The 24,814-nt window shown below is 68.8% G+C and carries 21 protein-coding genes; 13 read left to right on the forward strand and 8 right to left on the reverse strand.

Translation table 11 applies throughout. The annotated features are described in order from the left end of the window. The first annotated feature begins 91 nt into the window (after positions 1–91). The 12 genes from ACIOVG_RS08155 to rplI all read left to right on the forward strand — a co-directional run bounded on the left by ACIOVG_RS08155 (position 92) and on the right by rplI (position 10,731). Positions 92–1,114, forward strand: coding sequence for a LacI family DNA-binding transcriptional regulator (locus ACIOVG_RS08155; RefSeq protein ID WP_247628415.1), 1,023 nt, complete (start codon positions 92–94; stop codon positions 1,112–1,114). Then, positions 1,111–2,052 carry a carbohydrate ABC transporter permease gene (locus ACIOVG_RS08160; RefSeq protein ID WP_247628414.1) on the forward strand — a complete coding sequence of 314 codons (942 nt, stop codon included), beginning with the start codon at positions 1,111–1,113 and terminating at the stop codon, positions 2,050–2,052. The genes ACIOVG_RS08155 and ACIOVG_RS08160 overlap by 4 nt, the downstream gene beginning before the upstream one ends. Beyond that, complete coding sequence (locus tag ACIOVG_RS08165) at positions 2,049–2,957, forward strand: carbohydrate ABC transporter permease (protein WP_400871358.1); 909 nt, start codon at positions 2,049–2,051, stop codon at positions 2,955–2,957. The genes ACIOVG_RS08160 and ACIOVG_RS08165 overlap by 4 nt, the downstream gene beginning before the upstream one ends. Before the next feature lie 53 nt (positions 2,958–3,010). Further along, a complete protein-coding gene (locus ACIOVG_RS08170; RefSeq protein WP_400871361.1) occupies positions 3,011–4,303 on the forward strand; it encodes an ABC transporter substrate-binding protein in 1,293 nt (430 codons plus the stop codon). Between the two features lie 51 nt (positions 4,304–4,354). After that, positions 4,355–5,503, forward strand: coding sequence for an ADP-ribosylglycohydrolase family protein (locus ACIOVG_RS08175; protein ID WP_400871364.1), 1,149 nt, complete (start codon positions 4,355–4,357; stop codon positions 5,501–5,503). Then, entirely contained in the window at positions 5,503–6,882 is a 1,380-nt protein-coding gene (locus tag ACIOVG_RS08180; RefSeq protein ID WP_400871367.1) for an ADP-ribosylglycohydrolase family protein, read from the forward strand. The genes ACIOVG_RS08175 and ACIOVG_RS08180 overlap by 1 nt, the downstream gene beginning before the upstream one ends. After that, entirely contained in the window at positions 6,879–7,874 is a 996-nt protein-coding gene (locus ACIOVG_RS08185) for an ADP-ribosylglycohydrolase family protein (protein WP_400871370.1), read from the forward strand. The genes ACIOVG_RS08180 and ACIOVG_RS08185 overlap by 4 nt, the downstream gene beginning before the upstream one ends. Continuing rightward, positions 7,871–8,866 carry an ADP-ribosylglycohydrolase family protein gene (locus ACIOVG_RS08190; protein ID WP_400871373.1) on the forward strand — a complete coding sequence of 332 codons (996 nt, stop codon included), beginning with the start codon at positions 7,871–7,873 and terminating at the stop codon, positions 8,864–8,866. Before ACIOVG_RS08185 ends, ACIOVG_RS08190 begins: the two co-directional genes overlap by 4 nt. 180 nt (positions 8,867–9,046) lie before the next feature. Further along, positions 9,047–9,415, forward strand: coding sequence for a 30S ribosomal protein S6 (gene rpsF, locus ACIOVG_RS08195; protein ID WP_363556967.1), 369 nt, complete (start codon positions 9,047–9,049; stop codon positions 9,413–9,415). 5 nt (positions 9,416–9,420) lie between these two features. Further along, positions 9,421–9,936: a single-stranded DNA-binding protein gene (locus tag ACIOVG_RS08200; RefSeq protein WP_247628406.1), complete on the forward strand. Its 516-nt coding sequence runs from the start codon at positions 9,421–9,423 to the stop codon at positions 9,934–9,936. 76 nt (positions 9,937–10,012) lie between these two features. Beyond that, positions 10,013–10,267, forward strand: a complete 255-nt coding sequence (gene rpsR / locus ACIOVG_RS08205; RefSeq protein WP_017203799.1) for a 30S ribosomal protein S18 — start codon at positions 10,013–10,015, stop codon at positions 10,265–10,267. A gap of 11 nt (positions 10,268–10,278) precedes the next feature. Then, a complete protein-coding gene (gene rplI, locus ACIOVG_RS08210; RefSeq protein ID WP_400871377.1) occupies positions 10,279–10,731 on the forward strand; it encodes a 50S ribosomal protein L9 in 453 nt (150 codons plus the stop codon). Positions 10,732–10,931: 200 nt separating this feature from the next. Here the strand turns inward: rplI and ACIOVG_RS08215 are convergent, their stop codons facing one another. From ACIOVG_RS08215 to ACIOVG_RS08225, 3 genes are all read right to left on the reverse strand, one after another. After that, positions 10,932–14,612: an efflux RND transporter permease subunit gene (locus ACIOVG_RS08215; protein WP_400871380.1), complete on the reverse strand. Its 3,681-nt coding sequence runs from the start codon at positions 14,610–14,612 to the stop codon at positions 10,932–10,934. A gap of 503 nt (positions 14,613–15,115) precedes the next feature. Further along, positions 15,116–16,846, reverse strand: coding sequence for a chaplin family protein (locus tag ACIOVG_RS08220; RefSeq protein ID WP_400871383.1), 1,731 nt, complete (start codon positions 16,844–16,846; stop codon positions 15,116–15,118). A gap of 102 nt (positions 16,847–16,948) precedes the next feature. Then, positions 16,949–17,956, reverse strand: a complete 1,008-nt coding sequence (locus ACIOVG_RS08225; RefSeq protein ID WP_400871386.1) for a hypothetical protein — start codon at positions 17,954–17,956, stop codon at positions 16,949–16,951. 527 nt (positions 17,957–18,483) lie between these two features. Between ACIOVG_RS08225 and dnaB the strand changes: the two genes are divergently transcribed. Then, positions 18,484–19,857, forward strand: a complete 1,374-nt coding sequence (gene dnaB / locus ACIOVG_RS08230) for a replicative DNA helicase (RefSeq protein WP_400872713.1) — start codon at positions 18,484–18,486, stop codon at positions 19,855–19,857. 40 nt (positions 19,858–19,897) lie between these two features. Here dnaB and ACIOVG_RS08235 read toward each other — a convergent pair whose 3' ends face one another. From ACIOVG_RS08235 to ACIOVG_RS08255, 5 genes are read right to left on the reverse strand one after another with little or no spacing between them, the layout of a single operon-like run. Then, positions 19,898–20,605 (reverse strand): DUF1028 domain-containing protein, encoded by a 708-nt coding sequence (locus ACIOVG_RS08235; RefSeq protein ID WP_400871389.1) that lies wholly within the window; start codon positions 20,603–20,605, stop codon positions 19,898–19,900. A gap of 59 nt (positions 20,606–20,664) precedes the next feature. Then, entirely contained in the window at positions 20,665–21,471 is an 807-nt protein-coding gene (locus ACIOVG_RS08240; protein ID WP_400871392.1) for an ABC transporter permease, read from the reverse strand. Next, positions 21,468–22,229 carry an ABC transporter ATP-binding protein gene (locus ACIOVG_RS08245; RefSeq protein WP_400871395.1) on the reverse strand — a complete coding sequence of 254 codons (762 nt, stop codon included), beginning with the start codon at positions 22,227–22,229 and terminating at the stop codon, positions 21,468–21,470. Before ACIOVG_RS08245 ends, ACIOVG_RS08240 begins: the two co-directional genes overlap by 4 nt. After that, positions 22,226–23,563: an amidohydrolase family protein gene (locus ACIOVG_RS08250; protein ID WP_400871398.1), complete on the reverse strand. Its 1,338-nt coding sequence runs from the start codon at positions 23,561–23,563 to the stop codon at positions 22,226–22,228. The genes ACIOVG_RS08245 and ACIOVG_RS08250 overlap by 4 nt, the downstream gene beginning before the upstream one ends. Further along, positions 23,560–24,660, reverse strand: a complete 1,101-nt coding sequence (locus ACIOVG_RS08255) for an ABC transporter substrate-binding protein (protein WP_400871401.1) — start codon at positions 24,658–24,660, stop codon at positions 23,560–23,562. Before ACIOVG_RS08255 ends, ACIOVG_RS08250 begins: the two co-directional genes overlap by 4 nt. Positions 24,661–24,814: the final 154 nt, after the last annotated feature.

Consider the following 24,814-nt stretch of genomic DNA (forward strand, 5'->3'; position numbering starts at 1 on the left):
TCCGCCTAGATTCCCTGGAGCCCAACCAGCGCCGATTTGGAAACGTTTCCAAATCGCACCGTGGAAACGTTTCCGCTCGACGAGGAGAATCATGGGGACGAAGCCGACTCTGCACGAGGTCGCCGCCGCGGCCGGTGTCTCACTCGCTTCCGCATCACGCGCCCTCACCGGCCGTTCCGCGAGCCCGGAGATGGTGCGAAAGGTGCGCACGGCGGCGAAGCGCATCGGCTACCTGCCCGATGCCACTGCGCGCTCACTGCGTCTGGGCGGTCATCCCCAGGTCGTCTTCGCCGTCGACGACATCGGCAACCCGAACTACGTGCAGATGCTGCGCGCGATCGAGGAGGAGCTGGGAGAGACGACGCGGATCAGCGTCTCGGCGACCGGCCGCCGCCCCGACCAGACGGTCGAACTCGTGCGCATGCTCAGCATGGGGGCCGGCGACGGCCTGATCATCTCGCCCCTGCGCGTCACCCCCGCGCTTCGCCAGGCGCTCGCCGACACGGTCGTGCCGGTCGTGGTCATCGGCACCCTGCACTCCGAACTCAGCATCGACAGCGTCTTCGTCGACTCCGCGGTGGCCGTCGGGATGGTCGTCGACCACCTGGTCGAGATCGGGCGCACCCGGATCGGCGTGATCAACGGGCCGGGCAACACGAACCCCGGTGCGGCCCGCCGCGCCGGATTCGCCGCCGCCGTCCAGCGCCACGGACTGACGCGCACCGATGCCCTGCAGATCACCGCGGCCGACTTCACCGTCGGCGCAGGGGTGGATGCCGCCGAGCGGCTGCTCGCCGCGACGACGGAGAGCGGCGACAAGATCGACGCGATCGTCTGCGCGAACGATCTGATCGCGATCGGCGCCATCAACGCGATCCGCCGGCAGGGTCTGCGCGTACCGGAGGACATCGCCGTGACCGGCATCGACGACACCGATCTGGCCGCGCTCTACAGCCCGCCGTTGACCTCCGTCTCCCTCCAGTCCGAGCGACGGGGGCGGATCGCCGCACGCATGCTCAGCGAGCGTTTCGCCGATCCCTCGCGCCCCACACGGCGCGAGACGGTCGAGGCCACTCTCGTCATCCGAGCGTCAACGATCGGGGAATCCGCATGAGCTCGACAGCTGTGAAGACGGCCACGACGAAGGGGATCGCGCCCAAGCCGGGCGGCCTCGCCCGTTCGCGCCGCAACGAGGCGCTCGGTCTCGTCATCCCGACGCTGATCCCCATCCTCGCGCTCAGCGTGATCCCGCTGTTCATCGGCGTCGCCACGGCGTTCACCGATTCGCGCCTCGCCCGGAACCACGAGACGCAGTTCGTCGGATTCGAGAACTTCATCAAGCTCGGCTCCGACACCCAGTTCTGGCAGTCGTTCGGGATCGGCATGATCTGGGCCGTCACCGTGACCGCTTTGCAGCTGATCGGCGGACTCAGCCTCGCGCTGCTGCTCAACACCGATCTGCGCTTCCGTGGAATCACCCGCGTGCTGGCACTGATCCCGTGGGCGATGCCGCCCGTCGTGGTCGCTGTGATGTGGCAGATGATCTACTCGCCGACCAACGGGCCGCTGAACTGGCTGATCGAATCGCTGGGAGGGCCGGAGAACATCAACTGGCTGGGCGACTTCGGACTCGCCCTTCCCGCCGTCATCCTGGTCGGAGTGTGGGTCGGCATGCCGCAGAACACCGTCGTGCTGCTCGCCGGCCTGCAGCAGGTGCCGGGCGAGCTCCTCGAGGCGGCCGCCGTCGACGGCGCGAGCACCTGGCGCCGGTTCATCAGCGTCACCCTGCCGGCGCTGCGGCCGGTGATCTTCTCGATCGCCAGCCTCAGCTTCATCTGGAACTTCAACTCCTTCGGCATCGTCTACGTCATGACCGAGGGCGGTCCGGGAGGTCGCACGATGCTGCCGATGCTGTTCACGTACCTCGAGGCATTCAAGTCCCGCAACACCGGAGGGGCGGCGGCGATGGGTGACGTCATCGTGATCTTCCTCGTCGTGATCCTGGTGATCGCCCTGTGGCGTCAGCTGCGTCCGGAGAGGAGCCCGCGATGACTCAGAGCACCGTCACCCGCGCCATGGTCACCCAGAACACGACGAAGAAGCAGCGCAGAACGATGAATCGGCGCACCAAGAAGCCACTGGTCCGCATCCTGCAGTACGTGGCCCTCGCGGGGTTCCTGATCTTCCTCGGTTTCCCGCTGCTGTGGCTGATCTCCACCGCGTTCAAGTCGTCCGCCGAGATCAACTCCCTCGCCGTCAACCTGTTCCCCCTGCAGCCCACGATCGACAACTTCGTGGTGGCGCTGGAGCGGCAGGGGCTCGTGCGCGCGGCAGGCAACAGCCTCCTCGTCGCCATCGCCACGACGATCATCGTCACGCTGCTCTCGATCCCCGGCGCGTACGTCATGGCGAGGTACCAGGGCAAGCTCCGATCGATCGGGGTGGGCTACATCCTGGTGAGCCAGATCTTCCCGGTGATCCTCATCGTCATCCCGCTCTTCTTCATCCTGCGGTCGGCCGGCCTGGTCGACTCCCTGCTCGGGCTCGTGGCGGTCTACTCCGTCTACACCCTGCCGTTCTCGCTCTGGATGCTGCAGGGATACGTCGCGGCGATCCCGTACGACATCGAAGAGGCCGCGTCGATCGACGGTGCCAACAAGGCGCGCACGCTGCAGCGGGTCGTATTTCCGCTGCTGATGCCGGGGCTCGTGGCGACAGCGATGTTCAGCTTCGTCTCGGCGTACAACGAGTTCTTCTTCGCCCTGGTGCTGCTGCAGTCGCCGGAGAACTACACGCTCCCCATCGCCCTCAGCACGTTCGTCGGCGGCGAGGGCAAGGTCGCGGTCGGGCCGCTCGCCGCCGGGGCTCTGCTGTCGAGCATCCCGAGCATCGTCTTCTTCACACTGCTGCAGAAGCGTCTCGCCACCGGCCTGCTCTCCGGCGCCGTCAAGGGCTGAGCTGGACACATGGACTTCCTGCAATTCCCATCACATAAAGAAAGAGGTATGAAGTGAAGAAGCTTCATCGCGCGTCCATCGCGCTCGCCGCAGCCGCGGTGACGGCGCTGACCCTCGCGTCCTGCTCCGCGGGCGGCGACACGACCGACGACGCCGGCGACGGCGAGCCGGTATCGATCACCTTCCAGTCGTTCTCCGACCAGCCGGCCGCGATCGAGGCGACCAAGGAGATCGTGGATGCCTGGAACGACGACAACCCCGACATCCAGGTCGAGATCGTGCAGGCACCGACCGACAGTCTGGACGACAAGCTGACGACGCAGTTCGCGGGTGAGGTCGCGCCCGACATCATCCACTACGAGGTGCTCGGCATCGTGCCCTTCGCCCGTGACGGCTACCTCGCCGACCTGAGCGAACTGCTCAGCAAGGAGACCATCGACGACATCGACCCCGGCGTGCTCGCCTCGGTGACGGTGGACGACCAGATGATCGGCGCCCCGACCGAACTGCAGACCTACGTCGTGTTCGCGAACAAGAAGCTGCTCGAGGCGGCGGGCGTGGAGATCCCGACGGGCGACTCCATGACGTGGGATGAGCTCGACGAGATCGCCAAGGCCACGACGTCCGGCGATGTGCACGGCATCACGTGGGGGCTGAAGAGCCCCACCGCGGCGTTCATGAGCCTCGGCATGGGCTTCGGCTCCGAGTACTTCACCGGCGAGGGCGACGACATGAAGGTCGACGTGAAGGACGCCGACCTCGAGGTGCCGAACCGTGTGCGGTCGATGATCGAGGATGGCTCCGTGGACCCGATCGGCGTCACGCAGTCGGGCTCCGACGTGCTGGCGACGTTCTACGCGGGCAAGGCCGCCATGACCGTTCAGGGCTCGTACCAGGTGGCGAACATCGCCACCGATGCCCCGGCCGACATGGACTGGATCGTGCTGCCGCCGCTCGCCGGATCCGAGGGAGCGGTGCAGGCCGCGAACCCGCAGACGCTGTCGATCAACATCGACTCGCTGTACCAGAAGCAGGCCGCGAAGTTCCTCGACTACTTCATGCAGACCGACAACCTCGTGAAGATGAACATCGCCGATGGACTCATCCCCACGACGATCTCGGCACGTGAGGCGCTCGCCGAGCAGACGGCCGACCAGAACGGCTGGCCCGAGATCGTGCAGTCGGCAGAAGGCCTCGACGGACCGGCCTTCCTGCAGGCGAACGGCTTCGTGCGCTGGAAGGACACCGTCGCGACTCCCGCGTTCCAGAAGTTCCTGGGCGGAGAGATCGACGACAAGGGCCTGGCATCCGAGCTCGATGACGGCTGGGCACAGGTCAACGGTTGACGACGGTGGGGCGGATGTACGCATCCGCCCCACCTTTAAGAGAGGAATGGCATGAGCTGGATTCGGGAACGCACGGCGGCCGTGCTCGCGGGGTCGGCCATCGGCGACGCCCTGGGTGGGGCGGCCGAAGGCTTCAGTCCGGAGAAGATCAAAGAGCGGTACGGGGGTCCGATCACGGGCATCGTCCCGCCCTATCACCTGGACTGGCAGACCGCTCGACCGGTCAGCCCGTACCACAAGGGTGACGGGCACATCACGGATGACACCCTGATGACGCAGGCGCTGATCCGGGTGTACGCAGAACGTCGAGACCACATCGACGCGTTCGCCGTCGCCGAGCTGCTGGTGCCGCTGCTGCAGACCGAGATCCGCTGGATCCCGGAGCTGGAGCGCGAATCGATCCTGCTGCAGCGCATCTTCCTCGCCGAGAAGTGGCTGGTCACGCGTCTGCAGTACGGCCATGTCGATCCACGGGAGGCGGGCGTCGGGAACGTGGTCAACTGCGGTGCCGCGATGTACATGGCACCCGTCGGCATCGTCAACGCGGGCAATCCCGAGGCGGCGTACGCCGAAGCGATCGACGTCGCCGGGGCTCACCAGTCGAGCTATGGACGGGAAGCCGCCGGGGTGTTCGCCGCCGCGGTCGCCGCCTCCGTCGCTCTCGATGCCACGGTCGACTCGGTGATCGACGCCGCGCTGCGCGTCGCCCACGACGGCACGGCTGCAGCCATCCGCGCGGTGGTCGATGCGGCCCGCGGCCTGGGGCCCGATGCCGACGAGGAGCAGATCGGGCTCGCCCTGCGCGATGCCATCCGTCCTTTCGACACCGTGGGAGACGCGTATCGCGAGCCGCTCATGGATGCGCGAGTGCCGTCTCGGACCAAGTCGATCGAGGAGCTGCCCGTCGCGCTCGGCTTCCTCGTCGCGCACGAGGGAGCGTTCCTTCCCACCGTGCTCGGCGCCGTGAACTACGGTCGAGACTCCGACTCCATCGCATCGATGGCCGGAAGTCTGGCCGCCGGCATCGGCGGTCAGGCCGTGATCCCGTCCGACATGCTCGACACTATCGCCACGGCCAGTCGGGTCGACTTCGATGAGTACGCCGCACTGCTGTCGAGCGTCGCGGTGGATGTCATGCAGAAGGACGCGGCTCGCGCCGAGGCCGACCTGCGCCGCGTGGCCTCGCTCCGGGAGGCGTGATGCGCCTGACCTGGGCACAGCCGGAAGACCTGCTGCCGCACGAGCTGGTGCAGGCGCGTGCCGAAGGCAAGCACGTCGAGGCGATCGCTGCCCGCTGGACCGCGGCGGGCGGCACGCTCGACCCCGTGCGCGGCGGGGCGACAGCGGATGCGGCGTCCGACGACCTCCGGATGCTGGCCCGCGCGCTGCTGATCGAACTCGACGCGGTTGCCCCCGCGGAGCCGGAGGCGACGACATGGGACGAGGTACGTGCCGAGCTCACCGGCACGCCCGCACCGATCGCGACGCCGGATGACGCCGCTCTCCTCGGCCGTATCCACGGCGCCTGGGCCGGGCGGTCGGCGGGGTGTCTGTGGGGAAAGCCCGTCGAGAAGATCCCGCGCGCCGGGATCGAGGAGATCCTGCGGGCGACGGGTCGTTGGCCGCTCACGGAGTACTTCACCGCGCAGGGGCTGCCGGACGACGTCGCACGCCGTTGGCCATGGAACCGGCGCTCGGCGGTCAACTCCCTGGTCGAGAACATCGCGGGGATGCCCGAGGACGACGATCTCAACTACCCGCTCCTGAACCTCCGGGTGCTCGAATCCGCGGGTCGCGGGTTCACGACCGACGACATCGCACAGGCGTGGTTGGCAGACCTCCCGGCGGGACGCACCTTCACCGCTGAGCGCATCGCGTATCGCAACCTCCTCGACGGCTATCGCCCGGATGAGGCTGCTCGCGTGCGCAACCCGTTCCGCGAGTGGATCGGCGCCCTCATCCGCACCGACGTCTACGGCTGGATCAACCCCGGTGACATCACCGAAGCGGCCCGCATGGCCTGGACGGATGCTCGCCTCAGCCACATCCGCAACGGGCTGTGGGGAGCGATGTGGGCGGCGGCGCTGACCTCGGCCTCGCTCGTCGCGGCATCCGTCGACGAGGTGCTCGATCTCGCAGCGACCGCCGTTCCCGTAGGGAGCGACCTCGGGCGGGCGATCGCCTTCGGAGCCGCGCTCGGGCGCGGCGACCTCGACGACGCGGCAGCCATCGACGCGCTGCACGAGGCCTACGGCCACCTGCACTGGGTGCACACGATCAACAACGCGGCCCTCATCGCGTTCGCGCTGGCGCGCAGTGGCGGAGACTTCGCCCGCGGAGTGCCGCTGGCGGTGATCACGGGGTGGGACACCGACTCGGCGGGAGCCACCGTCGGTTCGGTGCTCGGCGGGCTCGCGGGCATCGACGGCCTGCCCGCTCGTTTCACCGATCCTCTGCAGAACTGCATCGCGACGAGCCTTCCCGGGCTCGACGGTGTCGAGATCGACGACCTCGCCCGCCGCACCTTCGCGCTGGTCCCCGCTCATTCCGCTCATTCCCAGAGACAAGGACGTTCATGACTTCTCCCACGCCGACCCTGCAGGACCGCGTCCGTGGTTCGCTGGCCGGACTCGCCATCGGCGATGCGATCGGTCGGCCGGTCGAAGGCTTCTCCGCCGCCGAGATCCAGGCCGCCCATGGCCGTGTGACCGGGTACCTCGATCCGGAACCGGCCGGCAGCGACGACACCGAATATGCCCTGCTGACCGCGAAGACCGTGCAGCGCGTCGGCGTGAATGCCACAGCTGATGACTTCGCGCAGACCTGGATCGAGGACGTGCTCCCGCAGGCTGACGACTTCAAGGGCGGGGGGTTCAGCGAGATGGCCGCGATCGACAACCTGCGTCGCGGCATCCGCCCGCCCCTGAGCGGCGACACCATGCACGGCTGGAGCGACGGGCTCGCGATGCGGGTCAGCCCGCTCGGCATCGTCGCGGACGGAGATGTCGACCTCGCCCGTCGCCTGGCCGAGGCCGACGGTGCGGTGAGCCACACGACCGAAGGCATCTGGGCCGGAGTGGTCGTCGCGGTCGCCGTGACCACCGCTCTCACCGGAGCGGATGCCGCCGCCTGCTACGACGCAGGGCTCGCCGCGATCCCCGCGGACAGCTGGACGGCCCGCAACCTGCGTGATGCGCGCGACCTGGTTCGTTCCGGACTCGATGACGACGCGCTCGCGCTCGCGCTCCACGACCGCCTCGCCGTGGCCGACTACTTCTGGGCCGACCTTGCGCCCGAAGCGGTCGGGCTCGCGATGGCCTCGGTGCTGCACGCCGAGGGGCGCGCGTCTGACAGCATCCTGTTCGCCGTCAACATGGGACGAGACGCCGACACGACTGCGGCGATCGCCGGCTGCATCGGGGGCGCGATCTCCGGCATCGGCGATCTGCCCGAGGAGTGGGTGGCAGGACTGCGTCCGGTCGTGGGCTCGTGCATCCGCTCGATGGCCGGGATCCACCCGCTGGATGCCGCCGACACCCTGACCCGCATCGTCGAGGAGGCGCGCGCATGACCACCCCCCTGATCGATCTGCTCACCCGGGGCATCGTCGCCGGCGAGTCCGCGTCGTCGATGAACGCCGACTTCCGCGTCTACGCGCTCCCGCCCAAGCGTGTGAACCGGGTGCGCATTCTCGCCAAGCTCGGCGACGATGACCGCACCACGACCGTTCCGCGTCCGTTCACGCATGCGGCCCCGCCCACCACGCTGCATCCCGGACCGGGCGAGAACATCGAGTGGTTCGCGTTCTCCGCACGCCAGCACGCACGCGGGCTGGGCCTGACCGAATGGCGCGAACTCGCCGAGCTCGAAGCCGACCCCGATGGAGGGCTGCGCGCCCGCATCGGCACGAAGCTGGCACTGCAGAACCTGCGCGCCGGCGCCGAGCCGCCGCAGTCCGGCCACGACAACGCCCACTACTTCGATGACATCGCCACGGTGCGGGCGCTCGCCGCCGTCGCGGTTCACGGTGCAAACGGAGCTCTGGACGCCGCAGAAGCGGATGCCGCCGTCACCCACTCGCTCGACGGCCTCTGGTGTGCCAGGGCCAGTGCGGCGCTGTTCGGTGCGCTGGTCGATGGCGCCGCGGCGGCCGACGCCGTGCGGGTCGCGGTCGATCAGCTCCCCGAGAACACCTGGAGCCGGCGGATGGCGGAGACTTCGCTGCGGGTCGCGGCCGAGGCGACGGGCCCACTGGACCGCGCGCGCCGCCTGAGCACCCAGGTGGGGGACTGGGTCTACAGCTACCCGATCGCAGCACCCGAGACGTTCGGCTTCCTGCTCGCGCACGTGGCGACGGCCCGGAGCGCGGACGACCTGCTGCTCGGGGCGCTCGCGCAGCCGCGGAACGCCGCATCGCTGCCTGCACTGGCCGGTGCAGCCGCCGCCGTGCTGTTCGGAGAGAGCTGGATTCCCGCGGGACTGGAGGTCGATGACATCCGTCTCACCGGACTCGGCATCCCGGCAGTGGCTGCACGCACGGTCGCCGAGGTGATCGCCGGCTGACGGACGACGCCCTGCGGAGTCCCGGGCGTCCGTGTTCGCGCCACGCCCGGGACTCCGCTAGACTGGGCAGGTTGTCTGCCTACCGGCATCCGATCTGGATGCTTCGGGCCGACACGTTCACACACCCTCCTGCTCCCGGGAAAGTCCCGAGAGCCGTTCTAGTCCGAAGGAGGTGGGTAAGTGACGCACCAGTACGAACTCATGGTCATTCTGACCCCCGAGATCGACGAGCGCACGGTAGCCCCGACGCTCGACAAGTTCCTGAAGGTCATCACCAACGATGGTGGCTCGATTGACAAGGTCGACATCTGGGGCAAGCGCCGTCTTGCATACGAGATCCAGAAGAAGAACGAGGGCATCTACGCCGTCGTCAACTTCACCGCGACCAGCGAGGCCACGCAGGAGCTCGACCGTCAGCTCAAGCTGAACGAGCAGATCATGCGCACCAAGGTTCTTCGTTCGGAAGAGGCTCAGGCGATGGTCGCCACCGAGGCCAAGCGCACCGAAGAGAAGGCAGCCCGCAAGGCCGCCAAGGCTGCGAAGGCCTAAGTCTCATGGCCGGCGAAACCGTCATCACCGTGGTGGGCAACCTCACGGCCGACCCCGAGCTGCGCTACACGCAGAACGGGCTGCCGGTGGCGAACTTCACCATCGCTTCCACGCCGCGCAACTTCGACCGTGCTGCGAATGAGTGGAAGGACGGCGACGCGCTGTTCCTCCGCGCATCCGTCTGGCGCGAGTTCGCGGAGCACGTGGCGGGTTCGCTGACCAAGGGCATGCGCGTCATCGCGCAGGGCCGCCTGCGTCAGCGCTCCTACCAGGACCGCGAGGGCAACCAGCGCACGGCGATCGAGCTGGAGGTCGACGAGATCGGCCCCTCGCTGCGGTACGCCACCGCGCAGGTCACCCGCGCTGCCTCGAACGGCGGTGCCGGTGGAGCCGGCGGTGCCGGGGGCGGGCAGTCTCGTCCCGCGCAGGTGTCGGAGGAGCCGTGGTCCACGCCCGGCTCGTCGACCAGTGCAGATGCCTGGAGCACTCCGGGCAGCTTCGGCGACGACACCCCGTTCTGATCAAACTCAGGCCCTGAGCTCGACCCGTCTGGGTCCCTGAGCTCGTCGAAGGGCCGCTCATCAAAAAGGAAGAACCATGGCTGGAAAGTCGAGCGGCGACCGCCGCAAGCCGCGGAAGGGCGCGAAGAACGCTGCTCCCGCGAAGTCCATCCGGGTCGGTGTCATCGATTACAAGGATGTCGCCACCCTTCGCAAGTTCGTCTCGGAGCGCGGCAAGATCCGCGCCCGTCGTATCACCGGTGTCTCGGTGCAGGAGCAGCGTCTGATCGCCACGGCGATCAAGAACGCGCGCGAAATGGCGCTCCTGCCCTACGCTGGCGCCGGCCGGTAAGGGGTATCGAGATGGCAAAGCTGATTCTCACGAACGAGGTCGCCGGGCTGGGTAGTGCCGGTGACGTGGTCGAGGTCAAGAACGGGTACGCCCGTAACTTCCTCATCCCCCAGGGTTTCGCTACGGCGTGGACCCGCGGTGGCGAAAAGCAGGTCGCCTCGATCCAGGCCGCGCGTCAGGCACGTGCGATCCACGACCGTGACGACGCTCTCGCGCTGAAGGCCGCCCTCGAGGGCACCAAGGTGCGTCTCGCCGTCAAGGCGGGCGCCGCTGGTCGCCTCTTCGGTTCGGTCAAGACCGAGCACGTCGCCGACGCTGTCGCGGCAGCCGGTCTCGGTTCGATCGACAAGCGCAAGGTGCAGATCACCTCGCCGATCAAGTCGACCGGTGACCACGAGGCCACCGTTCGTCTGCACGACGACGTGACCGCAGTCATCACGCTGCAGGTCGTCGCCGCCAAGTAAGGCACGACACCTTCCGAACGCCCTCTGTCCTCCGGGACAGGGGGCGTTCTGTGTTGCCGGGGTCGCTTCCGGCGCCGGTTGCAGGAGATTCGGCGGGTTGCAGGAGGATCCGGGCCGGATTCCTCCTGCAGGTCGCCGATCCTCCTGCAGGTGGCGGGATGCTGAGGCAGGTGGCGGGATGCTGAGGCGCAGCCCCCGGGCTACTCCCTCTCGGCCACGACCTCGAAGACGTTCGTCGACTCGTCGGCGGAGGCGGCACGGCGTTCCTCACGGCGGGCCCGGCGCTCGGCGCGCTTGGCGATCCGGCGATCCCGACTGCGCTCGACGAGCGTGTACAGGACCGGCACGAGCACCAGGGTGAGCAGCGTCGATGAGACCAGCCCGCCGATCACCACGATCGCCAACGGCTTCGAGATGAACACGCCGCCACCGGTCAGGCCGAGCGACATCGGCACCAGCGCGAACACCGTCGCGGCGGCCGTCATCAGGATCGGACGCAGACGCAGACGCGTTCCGTGCTCCACGGCCTCATCGAGGCTCGCTCCCGCCACCCGGAGCCGGTTCACGAGGTCCATCAGCACGATGGCGTTCGTCACGACGATGCCGATGAGCATCAGCAGTCCGATCAGGGCCGGGAGCCCCATCGGCGTACCGGTGAGGAGGAGCCCGAGGATCGCGCCGGTCGCCGCGAACGGGATCGAGATGAGCAGCACGAGCGGACCGCGGAAGTTGCGGAACGTCGCCACCATCACCAGCAGCACGAGAACGATCGCCCCCAGCATCGCCAGGCCGAGCTGACTGAACGCCTCGTCCTGCTGGGCGGACGCGCCGCCCTGTTCGAACGTGACCCCCGCCGGCAGATCGGTCTCGGCGATCGCCTCGTCGATCGCCCGGCTGGCCGCCGACAGACCGCCCTTCTCCGGCGTGACCGTGAGGGTGACCTGACGCTCGCCTTCCGCACGGGTGATGGTCGGAGCAGTGAGCTCCTCCTCGATCGTGGCGATCGCGGCGAGAGGGATCGCCGTGCCCGTGACCTCCATGGCCGCCTTCTGCTCCGCCTCGGCGGCCTCGGCTTCGACCTGCTGGGCGGCGGCGTCGGCGCGACTCTGCCGCAGGGCCTTGATCTGCTCGTCCGCCGCGTTGATGCCGGACTGCGCGCCTTCGATCGCACTCTGCAGCGCCGCGAGCTGCTCGGCGCGCTCCGTCTGCGCCTGGAGCACGGCCTCGTCCTCAGGGCTCAGCGGGTCTGCGGGGATGACCGGTGCCGCCGACAGTTCCGCGAGCTGCTGGTTCAGGGCGCCGATCTGACCCGCGAGCTCAGCCCGCTGTCTCGTGGCCGTGTCGATCTGCGAGTCGAGTTCGTTCTCGGCCTCGGCCCTGGCCTCGTCGGCCTTGGCCTTGGCCTTGGCCTCGAGCGCGTCGGCGGCCGCCTTCTGCGCCTCGGCAGTCTGCTGAGCCGTGACGGGCAGCATGATCTCGCCGAGCTTGTCGGCGGTTCGCGCCGAGCCCGGGGTGCGCACGACGATGTCGCGCTCTCGGCCCTCGTACATGAGGGTGCCGACCGTGGTGCCCGAGAGCGCCTCCTGCACGGCCTTCGCGATGGTGGCCCGGTCGAAGCCGAGGCGCGCGGCCAGCGGCTCGTCGACCTTCACGCGCAGCACCGGCTGCTCGCCCGCGAGCTCGCTCTTCACGGATCGCACCCCGTCGGCGTCGGCGAGCTGTGTCTCCAGCAGATCGCTGGCGGTCCGAAGCGCGGCCGGGTCGTTGCCCTGGATCGCCAGGGCGATGCCGTCACCGGCACCCGCGAGGGAGGCATCCTGCGAAGCGAGCTCGATCTTCCCTCTGTCGGCAAGGCCGTCCAACGCCTTCTGCACCGTCGACTCGACCGCGGCGACGTCGGCGCCCTCCTTCACCCGCAGGTCGTAGGTGATGGAGGTCGGGGTGCCGGGTGTGGGGACCGGGATCGAGGTGGTGATGTCGTCGATGTCCGCGATCTTCCCGAGCGTCTTCTCGACCGGCTCCGCGGCCGCGACCAGGTCGGCCGTCGCTTCTGCGGGGGGCGTCTGCACGACCTGCAGGCTCGCCTGACCCGATGAGCCGAGGAAGTCGGTCTGGATGAACGGCGTCATGCCCAGCGTCGCGACGAGCAGCAGCGCCGAGGCGACCAGGGTGATGACCGGGTGTCGACGGGTCGCGTTCAGGGCCGGCATGAACGTGCGTTGCAGGCGGTCAGGTGCGGTGTGGATCTCGTCGAGCTCGGACGTCACCTCGTGTTCGGGGGCGGGCCTCTGCGCGACCGCCACCGCAGGAGCCGCAGCAGGGGCCGTCGCCTCCGACGCCTCCGCGGCGAGCGCTGCCTCGTCCGCCGATCCCTCGGCCACAGGAGCCGCATCGGCGTCTGCGGCACGGTGCTTCGGGGCCCTGTTGAGGAACCAGGAAGCGAGCACGGGCACGATCGTCAGCGAGACGACGAGCGAGGCGAGCAGGGCGATCGAGACCGTCACCGCGAACGGCCGGAACAGCTGCCCGGCGATACCGGAGACGAAGGCGATGGGCAGGAAGACCGCGACGGTGGTGAGTGTCGAGGCGGTGATGGCACCGGCCACCTGGCGCACCGAGGCGACGATGCCATCGGTGGTGAGCGGGCCGTCGCCGCGGCGTCTCGAGATGTTCTCGATCACCACGATGGAGTCGTCGACGACACGTCCGATGGCGATCGTGAGCGCGCCGAGGGTCAGGATGTTGAGGGTGTTGCCGCTCCACCACAGGCCCACGAGGGTGATCAGCAGCGACAACGGGATCGACACGGCCGCGATCACCGTCGAACGCCACGAGCGCAGGAACGCGAGGATCACGAGCACCGCGAAGAGGAGGCCCAGCCCGCCCTCGACGGAGAGGTCGTGGATCGACTGCTCGATGTAGGGCGCCTGGTCGAAGATCGTCACGAACTCCGCCTTGAGGATCGGAGCGAGCCGGTCGAGCTCGGCGTTCACGCCGTGCGAGATGTCGACGACGTTGGCTCCCTGCGACGGGATGATCTGGAGGGTGAGCGACGGGTTGCCGTTGACCCGCGAGATGGTCTGTGCCGGCACGGTCTCGATCGAGACATCGGCGAAATCGGCGACAGTGACGGCGCCCTCGGGCGTGGGTACAGGGAGGGCCTGGATGTCTTCGAGAGTGGCGAGTCGCGACCCCACGGTGATCGACAGAGGGCCCTCGGCGGAATCCGCCTGCCCTGCCGGAAGGGCGGCGCCGTGCGCCTCGAGGATCGGCCCGAGCGTCGACGGCTCGACCTTCAGGCGCGTGACATCTGCCGGGCGGAGGTCGATCGTGATGCGCTGTGTCTCCTGGCCCGCGAGCTCGACGCCGCGCACACCGGGTACGCCCTTGAGCGCCGGGACCACGGTCTGCTGCAGAGCGTCGCCGAACGTCTCCTGGTCGCCGCTGGTGCCCGCGCTCAGCACCATCGCCGGCAGGTCACCGGCACCGCCCGACGCCACCTGGACCTCCGTGCCGGACGGGAAGCTCGGCTTCAACGACTCGGTGGCACTGCGGATCGTGCGCAACGTCTCCTCGTCGTTCTCACCGAACGACCACTCGACGAGGATCTGCGCACCCCCGCTGGACGTGGTGGAGGTGACGCTCGTCACGCCGGGGACGGCACGGACGGCCTGCTCGACGGGCTCGGTCACGCTGCTCGCCATCTCCTCGGGCGCGAGACCCTGCGACTGCGCCGAGATGAACGCCATGGGCGCCTGCAACGACGGCATCAGCTCCTGCTTGAGCGAGCCCATCGAGATCAGGCCGAGAGCGACGATCGCGAGTGTCGCAAGCGACAGGATGAGGCGATTCTTCAGGCTGCTGCGTGTGAGGAACGACATGGAGCGGTGAGGTCCTTTGTGCGGGGTCGCAGCGGCGGGCACAGTGGCACGCGCGCGACGCGGAAGCCGCCTGTGAGCACTCGACTCTCGTCGCCCCGTGCCGAATCCTGTGGTTCCGGCCTAGCGCGATGAGAGGCGACTGAGCTCCGGCGACACGATCGACGATTCGAGCCTGCCGGGTTGCGCGCGCCGAGACATCCTCCCGCGGTACGATCCTCGTCCCCCTGGGGGACTACTCTGAGGCGTCGTGACCCGACGATCGGCCTCCCCGCACGGGCGCCGGTTCTCCCGCAGTTCGCAGGATGTGCCTGCCGAGACCCCCTCGATGGCGCGGCGGATGCCCCGTGGAGAACAACCCCCACGAGGCACCCGCGATGTCGCGCGGGCTGAGACGGTATCGGATGCCGGGACGCGGTGCCCGGTCGCCGCGATCGTCGACGCGCCCGCGCACCGACGGTGCAAGGTCTCCTCCCCCGAGGACGCCCGCACCGCCGGGGCTGGGGCTACGCCGTCATCGTGCGACGACGCAGCAGGGCGAGGCCCCCGAGCAGCAGCAGCGCTCCGATCGCGAGCAGACCGGGTGCGGGGGCGCCGCCGGTCATGGCGAGACCTTCCGCCGCGCCGGTCGTGACGCCTCCGGATGCCGATGCCGCACCCGACCCGACGGGGTCAGCGCCGGGAGCGGTTCCCGGATCCGTCCCCGGGTCGGTTCCGGGGTCAGTACCGGGATCGGTGCCGGGATCCGTTCCGGGGTCGGTTCCCGGATCGGTGCCCGGATCCGTGCCGGGGTCCGTGCCGGGGTCCGTGCCCGGGTTCGTCCCCGGCGTCGTGACCGTGCTCTCGCCTCCCACGGCGATGGCGTTGCCGCCGATCGTGATCGGCAGGGTCAGCGGCACCGACAGCTGTGTGCCGCCGAGGATCGAGTCCAGGCCGGTCGTGAGGCCGCCTCCCGTGGTCGGAGCGGTAGGGGCCGGACCGGCGCTCGGGGCTCCGGTGACACTGCTGTCGCCGAGGATGCCGATCGCGTTGCCGACGACCGAGACCGGCGCCGTGACCGGCGCGATCACCTGCGTGCCACCGAGGATCGCATCGTCACCCGACGTCTCGGCGGGAGTGCCGGGCGTGGATGCCGGTGCGGGCGAGCCCGCGCCTCCGGCGACACTGCTGTCGCCGAGGATGCCGATCGCGTTGCCGCCCACCGTGACGGGAGCCGTGACCGGCGCGATCACCTGGGTGCCGCCTCCGATGCCGTCCTCGCCGGACGTGGCGGGTGCTGCCGGGGTGCTCTCCGACGGGCCTGCCGGGGCGGGAGCCGCCGGAGCCGGTGCGGACACCGCGCTGGTGTCGCCGACGGTGACCGCGTTGCCGACCACCGTGATCGGCGCGGCGATGGGGGCCGTCACCTGGGTGCCACCCAGGAGCGAGTCATCGCCCGAGGTGCCGCCAGACGGGGCGGGCGTCGAGGCGGGGGCGGATGCTCCCGAGCCTCCGGTGACACTGCTGTCACCGAGGATCGAGATCGCGTTGCCGCCGACCGTCACCGGCGCGCTGACCGGCGCGACGACCTGGGTTCCGCTGCCGACGCCATCCGATCCGTCTGTAGCCGCACCGGTGGGAGCAGAGGATGCCGGTGCTGCGGCTCGCTGCCCTGCCGGTGCGCTCGTGCCACTCGTGCCGAGCAGCGACACCGAGTTGCCGGTGACCGTCACCGGCGCATCGACCTGCAGCAGCGCCTGCGTGCCCGAGAGCACGCCGTCGATGCCGGTGGTCGTGACGGACGGCACCCCGGCCGCGGGAGTCTGGGCCTGGGGAGCCTCACTCTGGGAAACCGCGGTCGGGGTGCTGGCTGAAGACGTGCCGAGAAGGCTCACCGCATTGCCCGTCACGGTGACGGGAACGGTCACGGTGACCGCGGCCTGGGTGCCGGAGCCCGCGCCGGATTCGCCACTCGTCACCGGTGACGGGGCGGGTGCCGGAGCCGGGGCGGGTGCCGGTGCCGGGGCGGGTGCCGGGGCGGGGGTGGGAGCGGGTGCCGACGCGGTCGAGGTGCCGAGCACCGAGATCGCATTGCCGACGACCGTGATCGGCGCGGAGATCGGCGCCACTGCTTGGGTGCCGGAGAGAAGGCCATCCTCTCCCGATGTCTCGGCCGCGTTCGCGGCCGTTGCGCCGAACAGGGTGATCCCGCCGGCGATGAGCGTCCCCCAGAGGGCACGCTTCAGATAAGTACGCATGATGTTGCTCCTGACTGGGTGTGGGGTGTCTGGGAAGTGCGCGCGCATCTGGGGGCGCGCAGCACAGCATCTGCCGTTCACGAGGAACGACGAGACGACCCGTCAGTCAGGGGAGACGTCGGTGTCGGCGACCGGAGACGCCGGAAGGGCGTCGTCGGATGCGCCGGCAGCCCGCTCCCAGGCACGGAGCGGGGATACGCCGGAGTCGCTGAGGCGAGCATGGGCGTACGGGGATGCTCCGCCGGGGCCGGCGGAGGATGTCGGGGATACCGGGGCGCCAGGTGGGGCACCGGGTGCGCCGTCCGCGGGGAGGCCCGCCGGGACGACGTCATCGTTCACGAAGACCACGGGCGGCGGTGCAGTGGCATCGCCCGAGGAGGACGCCGCGGCCGTCGAGAGCGCACTCGCAGGCCCCGCGCTGGGGGCTGCGCCGGGAGCGGCGCTCACCGCGGGGGCCGGGATCGCGACAGTCGGGGTGGACGGAGTGCTGGGCACGGCGCCGGGGGTCGTCGGTTCGAGAGCCTCGAGCACCGGCGGAAGCGTCCCGGCACCGATGTCGCCGATGAGCCCGGTCGCTTCGTCGACGACGCCGACCACATCGCGGACGACGCCGGTCACGCCGAGATCGTCGACGAGGCCGCCGACGACGGGAAGGCCGGTGACGGCATCCAGGATCGGATCCGTGATCTGCGCGACCGGGGAGTCGGTGAGCAGGTCGGTGACGGGAGTGGTGACGGCCTGCGCCGTGTCAGCGACCACCGTCACCACGGGGGCAACGGCAGGGCCGACGACGGGCGTGTCCGACACGGTCTCGGTGACCGTCTTCACGACTTCCGGTGCGGCCTGCTGCACCGGCGCGACCACGGTCTGGACGACCGGGGCGACGACCTGCGTGACCACCGGAGTGACGACCTGCGTCACGACGGGTTCGGCGACCTGGGTGACGGTCTGGCCGACGAGAGATGTGAGTCCGTCGAGCGGGCCGTCGTCCCCCTCGTCTGCGTGGGCGACGCCGCCGGTGAGGATCGTGAATGCGGACCAGAGGAGCACGCCGAGGCCACCCCAGATGACGCCGGCTGGTACGCCGCGTCGGGTGGCCCGAGCATCCACGTCAACCTCCCCCTCCGAAGGCAACGCACGTCTACACGAAGTGCATCGATTGCGGCAGACCTTACTCGCACGGATTCCCCCTGTCTAGGGGGTTTTCCGCGCGATGCCGTTGATGTCGATCCGTGACGCGCCCGGGAGAATCTGAGCTTGACTTTCCCCAGGTTGTACACATTCCTCCCCAGCGGAGGCAACCTTCAATCGAATATTGAAGCTCTTTTCCATCCACAGGGTGGGGAAACAACAAAACCCAGGTCAGAGCGACAAAGAAAGTTCTCGTCGCACCCCCTCCACCGAGTTATCCACAGCGGTTCTGCACAGACACTCCGATCTTGTTCGCACACTTTGCACAGGGTTATCCACAGGCCGTGTTGCATGGGGAAAGCCGCCCTCGTAGCGTTAGCGAGCGACCGAATGTCGGGGGTGCCTGATTCGCTGTGCAGGTGCCCGTCGCACAGTCGAAGCGGATCCAGCCCCGCTTCCTGCAGCGGCGCAACCACGTCAACGAAAGTCGCATCGAAGGGAGCAGTGTGTCGATCGCGGACATCTCGCAGGACCGTCTCGGAGGGCAGCGCGCTCCCGAGCGCGTGCCGCCGCACGACCTCCTCGCTGAGCAGAGCGCCCTGGGTGGGATGCTGCTCTCGAAGGACGCCGTCGCCGATGTGATCGAGACCCTCAAGGGCGCGGACTTCTACATCCCCAAACACGAGCTGATCTTCGAAGCGGTCCTCTCGCTGTACTCGCACGGCGAGCCCACCGACGTGGTCGCGGTCACCGACGAGCTCATCAAGACGGGCGAGCTCGGCAGGGCCGGCGGTGCCGACTACCTGCACACGCTGACCTCGATCGTCCCCACCGCCGCCAACGCCGGCTACTACGCCGGCATCGTCTCCGAGCGTGCCGTCCTGCGCCGCCTCGTCGACGCCGGCACGCGCATCGTGCAGCTGGGCTACGCGGGCGAGGGCGACGCGACCGACATCGTCAACAACGCCCAGGCTGAGATCTACGCCGTCACCGGTGCCGAGACGGCCGAGGACTACGTTCCCCTGCAGATCGCCGTCGACGCCGCTCTTGAAGAGATCGAGGCGGCCAGCGGTCGCGATGGGTCCATGACCGGTGTCCCCACCGGCTTCAAGGAGCTCGACGAGCTCACCAACGGTCTGCACGGTGGCCAGATGATCGTCGTCGCCGCCCGACCCGCCATGGGTAAGTCGACGCTCGCGCTCGACTTCGCGCGCTCGGCATCCATCGGTCACAACCTCCCCTCCGTCTTCTTCTCGCTCGAGATGGGCAAGAGCGAGATCGCGATGCGTCTGCTCAGCGCCGAGGGTGCGATCCCCCTGCAGAACATGCGCAAGGGAAACCTCGACCCTCGCGACTGGACGACGGTCGCCGCGACGCGCGGGCGCATCAACGACGCCCCGCTCTACATCGACGACAGCCCCAACATGACGCTGGTCGAGATCCGTGCGAAGTGCCGTCGGCTCAAGCAGCGCGAAGGCCTGCGCATGGTCATCATCGACTACCTGCAGCTGATGACGTCGGGCAAGCGCGTCGAGTCACGTCAGCAGGAGGTCTCGGAGTTCTCGCGTAGCCTCAAGCTCATCGCCAAGGAGCTGCAGGTTCCGGTCATCGCCCTGTCGCAACTGAACCGTGGTCCCGAGCAGCGCACCGACAAGAAGCCCGCGATCAGCGACCTGCGTGAGTCCGGATCGATCGAGCAGGATGCCGACATGGTCATCCTGCTGCACCGCGACTCGGTCTACGACAAGGACGTGCGTCCCGGTGAGGCCGACCTGATCGTGGCCAAGCACCGTAACGGTCCGACCGCGACCATCACCGTCGCGTTCCAGGGCCACTACTCGCGCTTCGCGGACATGGCGCCGGGCGGCGACTTCCACTGACGCGGAGAGCGGAAGCCGTGCGGCCGGACAGGCCGTGCACTCATGCCCCGCTGAGCGGTCTCGCTGCAGCCAGCCACTGCTCGGGCGTCACCTCGGGGTGGTCGAGCCAGTAGTCGGCGTAGTAGTCCATGAGGGGCGCGTACTCGTCGACGATGCGCCGCAGCTCGTGGATCGAATCCGCCTCCTCGGGCGCGATGTCCACACGCAGGTCCAGCCGGGCACGGCGCGCTCCGCGCACGGTCGTGATGATCGACGACGACACATGGCGTCTGCCCTCGCCTCCGGCCGCGAGTCCGGCCTCGAGCGACTGCAGCAGCCGCTCCTCGAACGGCACGTCGGTCGCGGACTCGAAGCGCGCGCCCATGGCCTCGAGCACGCCCGCGCCCACCAGCCCGTTGCCCAGCGCAGCGAAGCCGTCGCCGACGAGGTGTCCCGCGTACAGCTCGCCCTCCACGTAGTCGCCGGTGTGGGCGGCGACGCGGCCATCGTCGAGCACGATTCCGAGCTGCCGGTACCGGAAGGACGGGTCGGTGGTCGACAGCGCCGCGATGATCGACCGCGGATCCAGCCCGGTCTGTCCGAGATCCCACGCCCGCTGGCCGAGACGCCAGTCGGAGTGCCACTGGCTGGTCACGGCCACGCCGCCCGCCACCTGCGGACAGCGCGACGCGAGCGCGATCGATCCGGTGCCCTGGCACACTCCCACGGCGCCCGTCGCCGGGTCTGTGGCGATGATGCTGAATGTCATGACTTCTCCTCTCGTCTGAGTGGGGGCGCACCGTCAGCGCGCCCCCACTCGCAAGGCGCTCAGCGCGCCGTGATCTCCCAGCGGATGACGATCTTCCGCAGCACCCGCACCGCGAGGTTGAGCAGGATGCCCAGGACAGACAGGATGATCAGCAGCGCGAACACGGCCGCCGTCTCCATCCGCCCCTGCGCCTGCAAGATCAGCACACCGAGACCCTTCTGGGCTCCGACGAACTCCGCCACGATCGCGCCGATCATCGAGTTGGCGACGGCCAGCTCGAGCCCGGAGAAGATCTGCGGGAGCGCGGCCGGCAGCATGAGCCTGGTCTGGATCTGCAGCGGCTTCGCTCCGTTCACGCGGAACAGGTCCAGCTGATCCCGATCGACCCCGCGGAACCCGTGCAGCGCGTTCACGAGCATCGGGAAGAACGCCAGCAGCACCACGACGACGACCTTCGACGGCATCCCGAATCCGAACCAGATGATGAACAGCGGCGCGACGGCCACCTTCGGGATCGACTCGATCGCGACGATGTACGGGAACACCACGGCATACGCGGTGGGGGATTGCGCGAGCAGGATGGCCAGCACCAGCCCCGCTACGACACCGATGACGAGACCCAGCAGCACGATCGACATGGTCGAGGCCGCGTTCTCCAGGTACCGCGGCAGCGCCGCCGGATCGAACAGCGCCGCCAGCACATCGCTGAGCGGAGGCACGACGTACTCGGGGGTGTTCGTCCACCCCGGCACGAACTGCCAGGCGAGGAGCAGCACCGCCAGCAGACCCAGCGAGGCGAGAGTGCGCTTCATGGGTGTGTTCACGAGAGCCCGGCGCTGTGTCGGGATCTGCACCGTGGCGGTCATGCTGCCACCTCGAAGTGACGACGGATGTGAGCGGTGAGTGCGGCGAACTCGGGGTCGCCGAGCAGCTCCGGGGTCCGCGTCTTCCCGAACGGGATGTCGATGATCTCGGCGATCCTCCCAGGGCGAGCGGTCATCACCACGACGCGCTCAGCGAGGAACACGGCCTCGCTGATGCTGTGGGTGATCAGCACCGCGGTGGTCGCGGTCTCCCGCCAGATGCGGTTCAACTCCACGTTCAACGCGTCGCGGGTCATCGCATCCAGTGCGCCGAACGGCTCATCCATCAGCAGCACCGCAGGATCGTGCACGAGCGCCCGGCAGATCGCGGCGCGCTGCTGCATGCCGCCGGACAGCTCATGCGGATGCTTGGACACGAACTCCCCGAGTCCGACCATCGTCAACAGGCTCGTCGCATGGCCGCGGTCGGCCGCCGTGACGCGTCGCTTCAGGCTCAGCGGCAGCAGCACGTTGTCGAGGATGTTCAACCACGGCAGCAGCGTCGCCTTCTGGAAGACCATCCCCGCCTCCCCGCGTGGGGCTCCGATCGGCACCCCGGAGATCGTCGCCGACCCGGCCGTGTGCTGCTCCAGTCCCGCGAGGATCCGCAGCAGCGTCGTCTTGCCGCACCCGCTGGGCCCGAGGATCGAGACGAACTCGCCCTCGCCGATTCCCAGGTCCACGTGCGAGAGCGCGGTCACATCCCCGGTGCGGGTCTGATAGACCTTCGACAGGTCTTCGATCTCGATCAGCGTGCTCATAATGCCTCCAATCCATAGACACGAGTCAGGTTCTCGTTCAGTACTCGACGGGCCAACCACTCCGCCTGCGTCGTCGTCCACAGCCGATCCGCCACCCCGGATGCGAGCGCCCGGTCCAGCAGCAGGCGGCCACGGGCCACCGACGCGACGTGGAACTCCGGCTGCCCGGTATCCGTCCCGAACATGACCTTGTCGGCCGGCAGCAGCTCCAACCACTCCTGCAGCATTCGCTCCAACGCGTGGTGATGCAGGTACGGCATCCAGGAGAAGTCGACGAACACGTTCCCGTGCGCCTGACTCAGTGCGGCGAGATGCGATGTGTAGGGATACCCGCCGTGGATGAGGATCACCCGCAGCCGGTTCAGCGCACGATCCGACAGCAGCGGCTCCAGGAGGCGCGGATCGGCGCCCGACAGCAGCAGACCCGGCTCGGCATGGCCCATGCCGGTGTGAATCTGCACGGGCAGCTCGCGCTCCACCGCCATCTCCGCGATCGCGAAGATCAGGTAGTCGGCGAGTGCGGCGTATGCCGGCGTCTCGACCGCCCCGGGATCCTGTCGCAACAGCGCATACGCCGCCTCGGCCTCCTCGCGGGAACGCCGGGTGAAATCGAGCGAGCGCACGTAGGCCGAGGCGATCTTCAGCCCGACGAATCCGCTCTCCTGTCGCCGGATGATCGATCCGCGCACGAAGTCGAGGTAGGCACCGAGGGTCGTCGGCGGTTCGTCGAGCCCCTCGGCATCCAGCAGATCCCGCAGGATCGAGCCGAACACCCTCCGGAACCTCGGGGTGTCGGAACCGCGACGGCGGAACACCGGGTGGCCGAACGGATACAGGTACGGGTCGATCCGCCCGATCGGCTTGTACCGTTCGGGAGACCAGGACTGCGCATCGATCGCGGGGATGTCGGTGAGCACGAGGGCCGTCTCCGACACCTCCAGCGCGCGGTCGTACAGGCCGGGGAAGTCGTCCTCGCGCTGCTGCGCACTCACCCGGACGGCCTCCGCGTGGTCGAGCTCGCCGTAGAGGGCACGGGTTCCCTCGGCCAGCGAGACCCCGTAGACCGACGTCGACTGGAAGATGCTGCTCTCGTCGAAGAGCGCCTGGATGCCGTGGTCGGCCTCCAGCCGGGCGAGCTCGCCCGCGTCTCCGGCGGCCCGAGCGGTGATGAACGCGTCGAACACCTCGACAGGAAGGTTCGCTTCCAGGTGCCCCATCGCGTTCTCACGCTGGAGGGCGTCGATCCCCTCCAGTCGCTCGCCCGGTCGCACATAGCCGGCGTGGGAATGGTGATCGATCGCCGGGACGCCGGCGGTGAAGGTCGGGATGCTCATTCGGCGCTCCACTTCTCCGCCTCGGCGACGACCGCGTCGGCATCGAAGTCGTTGTAGGCGGTGACGAAGGTGTTCGGTGCTGCGGCGACCGTGTCGACGGCGGAGTCGATGATGCCGGCATCCAGGGCGAAGGTTCCCCATGCCGTCAGCGCAGCCTCGTCATAGGCTCCCCACGACTGCGTGCCCTGGGGGTCGCCGGCGGTCAGCAGGGCGATCCGGGCGTTGAGTGCGACCAGGTCGACCTTCAGCTGGTCGTCGATCGAGTTGCCGGCGACCAGAGTGTCGGGGTACTCGTCGTACATGATGCGCAGCGCCGCCTCGGGGTTGGTCGCCGTGAACAGCGTCGCCTTGGCCATCGCGCGCCCGAACCCCTCGACCACCTCGGGGTTGTCCGCCACGAAGTCGGTACTGGAGAAGTACGTCGTGGAGAAGAGGGAGGCGACCTCGTCGGTCGTGAAGTAGCGCAGGGGAGTGCCCTGCGCCTCGAACGCCGCGTACTCGGTGTCCCACAGCGACAGCGCATCGACCTGGCCGGTCTTCAGGGCCTGCAGCGCAGCGGCGCCCGTGCCCACCGCCAGGTGCGTGTAGTCGACATCGGGCTCCAGCCCCGCTGAGGCGAGGATGCCCTCGGAGAGCAGCATGTTCGAGGTGCCGAGGCTGTACTGGCCGATCACCGCGCCCTCGAAGTCGTCGAGCGACGTGATCGGGCTGTCTTCGAGCACCGCGAGCGATCCGGTCTGCTTGCGGATGTAGTTGTAGACGAGCTGCAGATCGCTGCCCTTGGTCATGGCCTGCCAGATCGGCTCGGGCGGCGTGCTGCCGATGTCCAGCGAGCCGGAGTCGATGCCCTGCACGATCGAGGTCGAGTCGCCCGTCACGACGATGTCGACCTTGAGGCCCTCGTCCTGGAAGTAGCCGAGCGCCTCGGCGACGGCCATCGGCGAGTTGTTGGCGCCCATGTTCGTGGGCAGGCCGAACTCGACGGTGGTCAGGGCATCGGTCGAGCCGGAGCTGTCCGTGTCGGTCGAGCAGCCTGCGAGAGCGGCGATCAGCGCGGCAGCGGTGACCGCTGCGGCGGTGGTCCGGATGGTCTTCATGGTGTCTCCTTGCACATAGTCGAGGTGATGCTGTTCGGGTCGAGCAGGTAGTGAAGGTCGAGCAGGTAGTGAAGGTCGAGCAGGTAGTGAAGGTCGAGCATTTTCGGCATCGCCGAACACCGCTGTCGTCGGACGACGAAGCGGGCGTATGAGG

This window comes from Microbacterium sp. NPDC087591 (assembly GCF_044743625.1).
Classification (GTDB): domain Bacteria; phylum Actinomycetota; class Actinomycetes; order Actinomycetales; family Microbacteriaceae; genus Microbacterium.

Coding starts and splice junctions, on each gene's coding strand:
- ACIOVG_RS08155 (WP_247628415.1), top strand. CDS start 92: ATGGGGACGAAGCCGACTCTGCACGAGGTCGCCGCCGCGGCCGGTGTC.
- ACIOVG_RS08160 (WP_247628414.1), top strand. CDS start 1,111: ATGAGCTCGACAGCTGTGAAGACGGCCACGACGAAGGGGATCGCGCCC.
- ACIOVG_RS08165 (WP_400871358.1), top strand. CDS start 2,049: ATGACTCAGAGCACCGTCACCCGCGCCATGGTCACCCAGAACACGACG.
- ACIOVG_RS08175 (WP_400871364.1), top strand. CDS start 4,355: ATGAGCTGGATTCGGGAACGCACGGCGGCCGTGCTCGCGGGGTCGGCC.
- ACIOVG_RS08180 (WP_400871367.1), top strand. CDS start 5,503: ATGCGCCTGACCTGGGCACAGCCGGAAGACCTGCTGCCGCACGAGCTG.
- ACIOVG_RS08185 (WP_400871370.1), top strand. CDS start 6,879: ATGACTTCTCCCACGCCGACCCTGCAGGACCGCGTCCGTGGTTCGCTG.
- ACIOVG_RS08190 (WP_400871373.1), top strand. CDS start 7,871: ATGACCACCCCCCTGATCGATCTGCTCACCCGGGGCATCGTCGCCGGC.
- ACIOVG_RS08200 (WP_247628406.1), top strand. CDS start 9,421: ATGGCCGGCGAAACCGTCATCACCGTGGTGGGCAACCTCACGGCCGAC.
- rpsR (WP_017203799.1), top strand. CDS start 10,013: ATGGCTGGAAAGTCGAGCGGCGACCGCCGCAAGCCGCGGAAGGGCGCG.
- rplI (WP_400871377.1), top strand. CDS start 10,279: ATGGCAAAGCTGATTCTCACGAACGAGGTCGCCGGGCTGGGTAGTGCC.
- ACIOVG_RS08215 (WP_400871380.1), bottom strand. CDS start 14,612: ATGTCGTTCCTCACACGCAGCAGCCTGAAGAATCGCCTCATCCTGTCG.
- ACIOVG_RS08220 (WP_400871383.1), bottom strand. CDS start 16,846: ATGCGTACTTATCTGAAGCGTGCCCTCTGGGGGACGCTCATCGCCGGC.
- ACIOVG_RS08235 (WP_400871389.1), bottom strand. CDS start 20,605: ATGACATTCAGCATCATCGCCACAGACCCGGCGACGGGCGCCGTGGGA.
- ACIOVG_RS08240 (WP_400871392.1), bottom strand. CDS start 21,471: ATGACCGCCACGGTGCAGATCCCGACACAGCGCCGGGCTCTCGTGAAC.
- ACIOVG_RS08245 (WP_400871395.1), bottom strand. CDS start 22,229: ATGAGCACGCTGATCGAGATCGAAGACCTGTCGAAGGTCTATCAGACC.
- ACIOVG_RS08250 (WP_400871398.1), bottom strand. CDS start 23,563: ATGAGCATCCCGACCTTCACCGCCGGCGTCCCGGCGATCGATCACCAT.
- ACIOVG_RS08255 (WP_400871401.1), bottom strand. CDS start 24,660: ATGAAGACCATCCGGACCACCGCCGCAGCGGTCACCGCTGCCGCGCTG.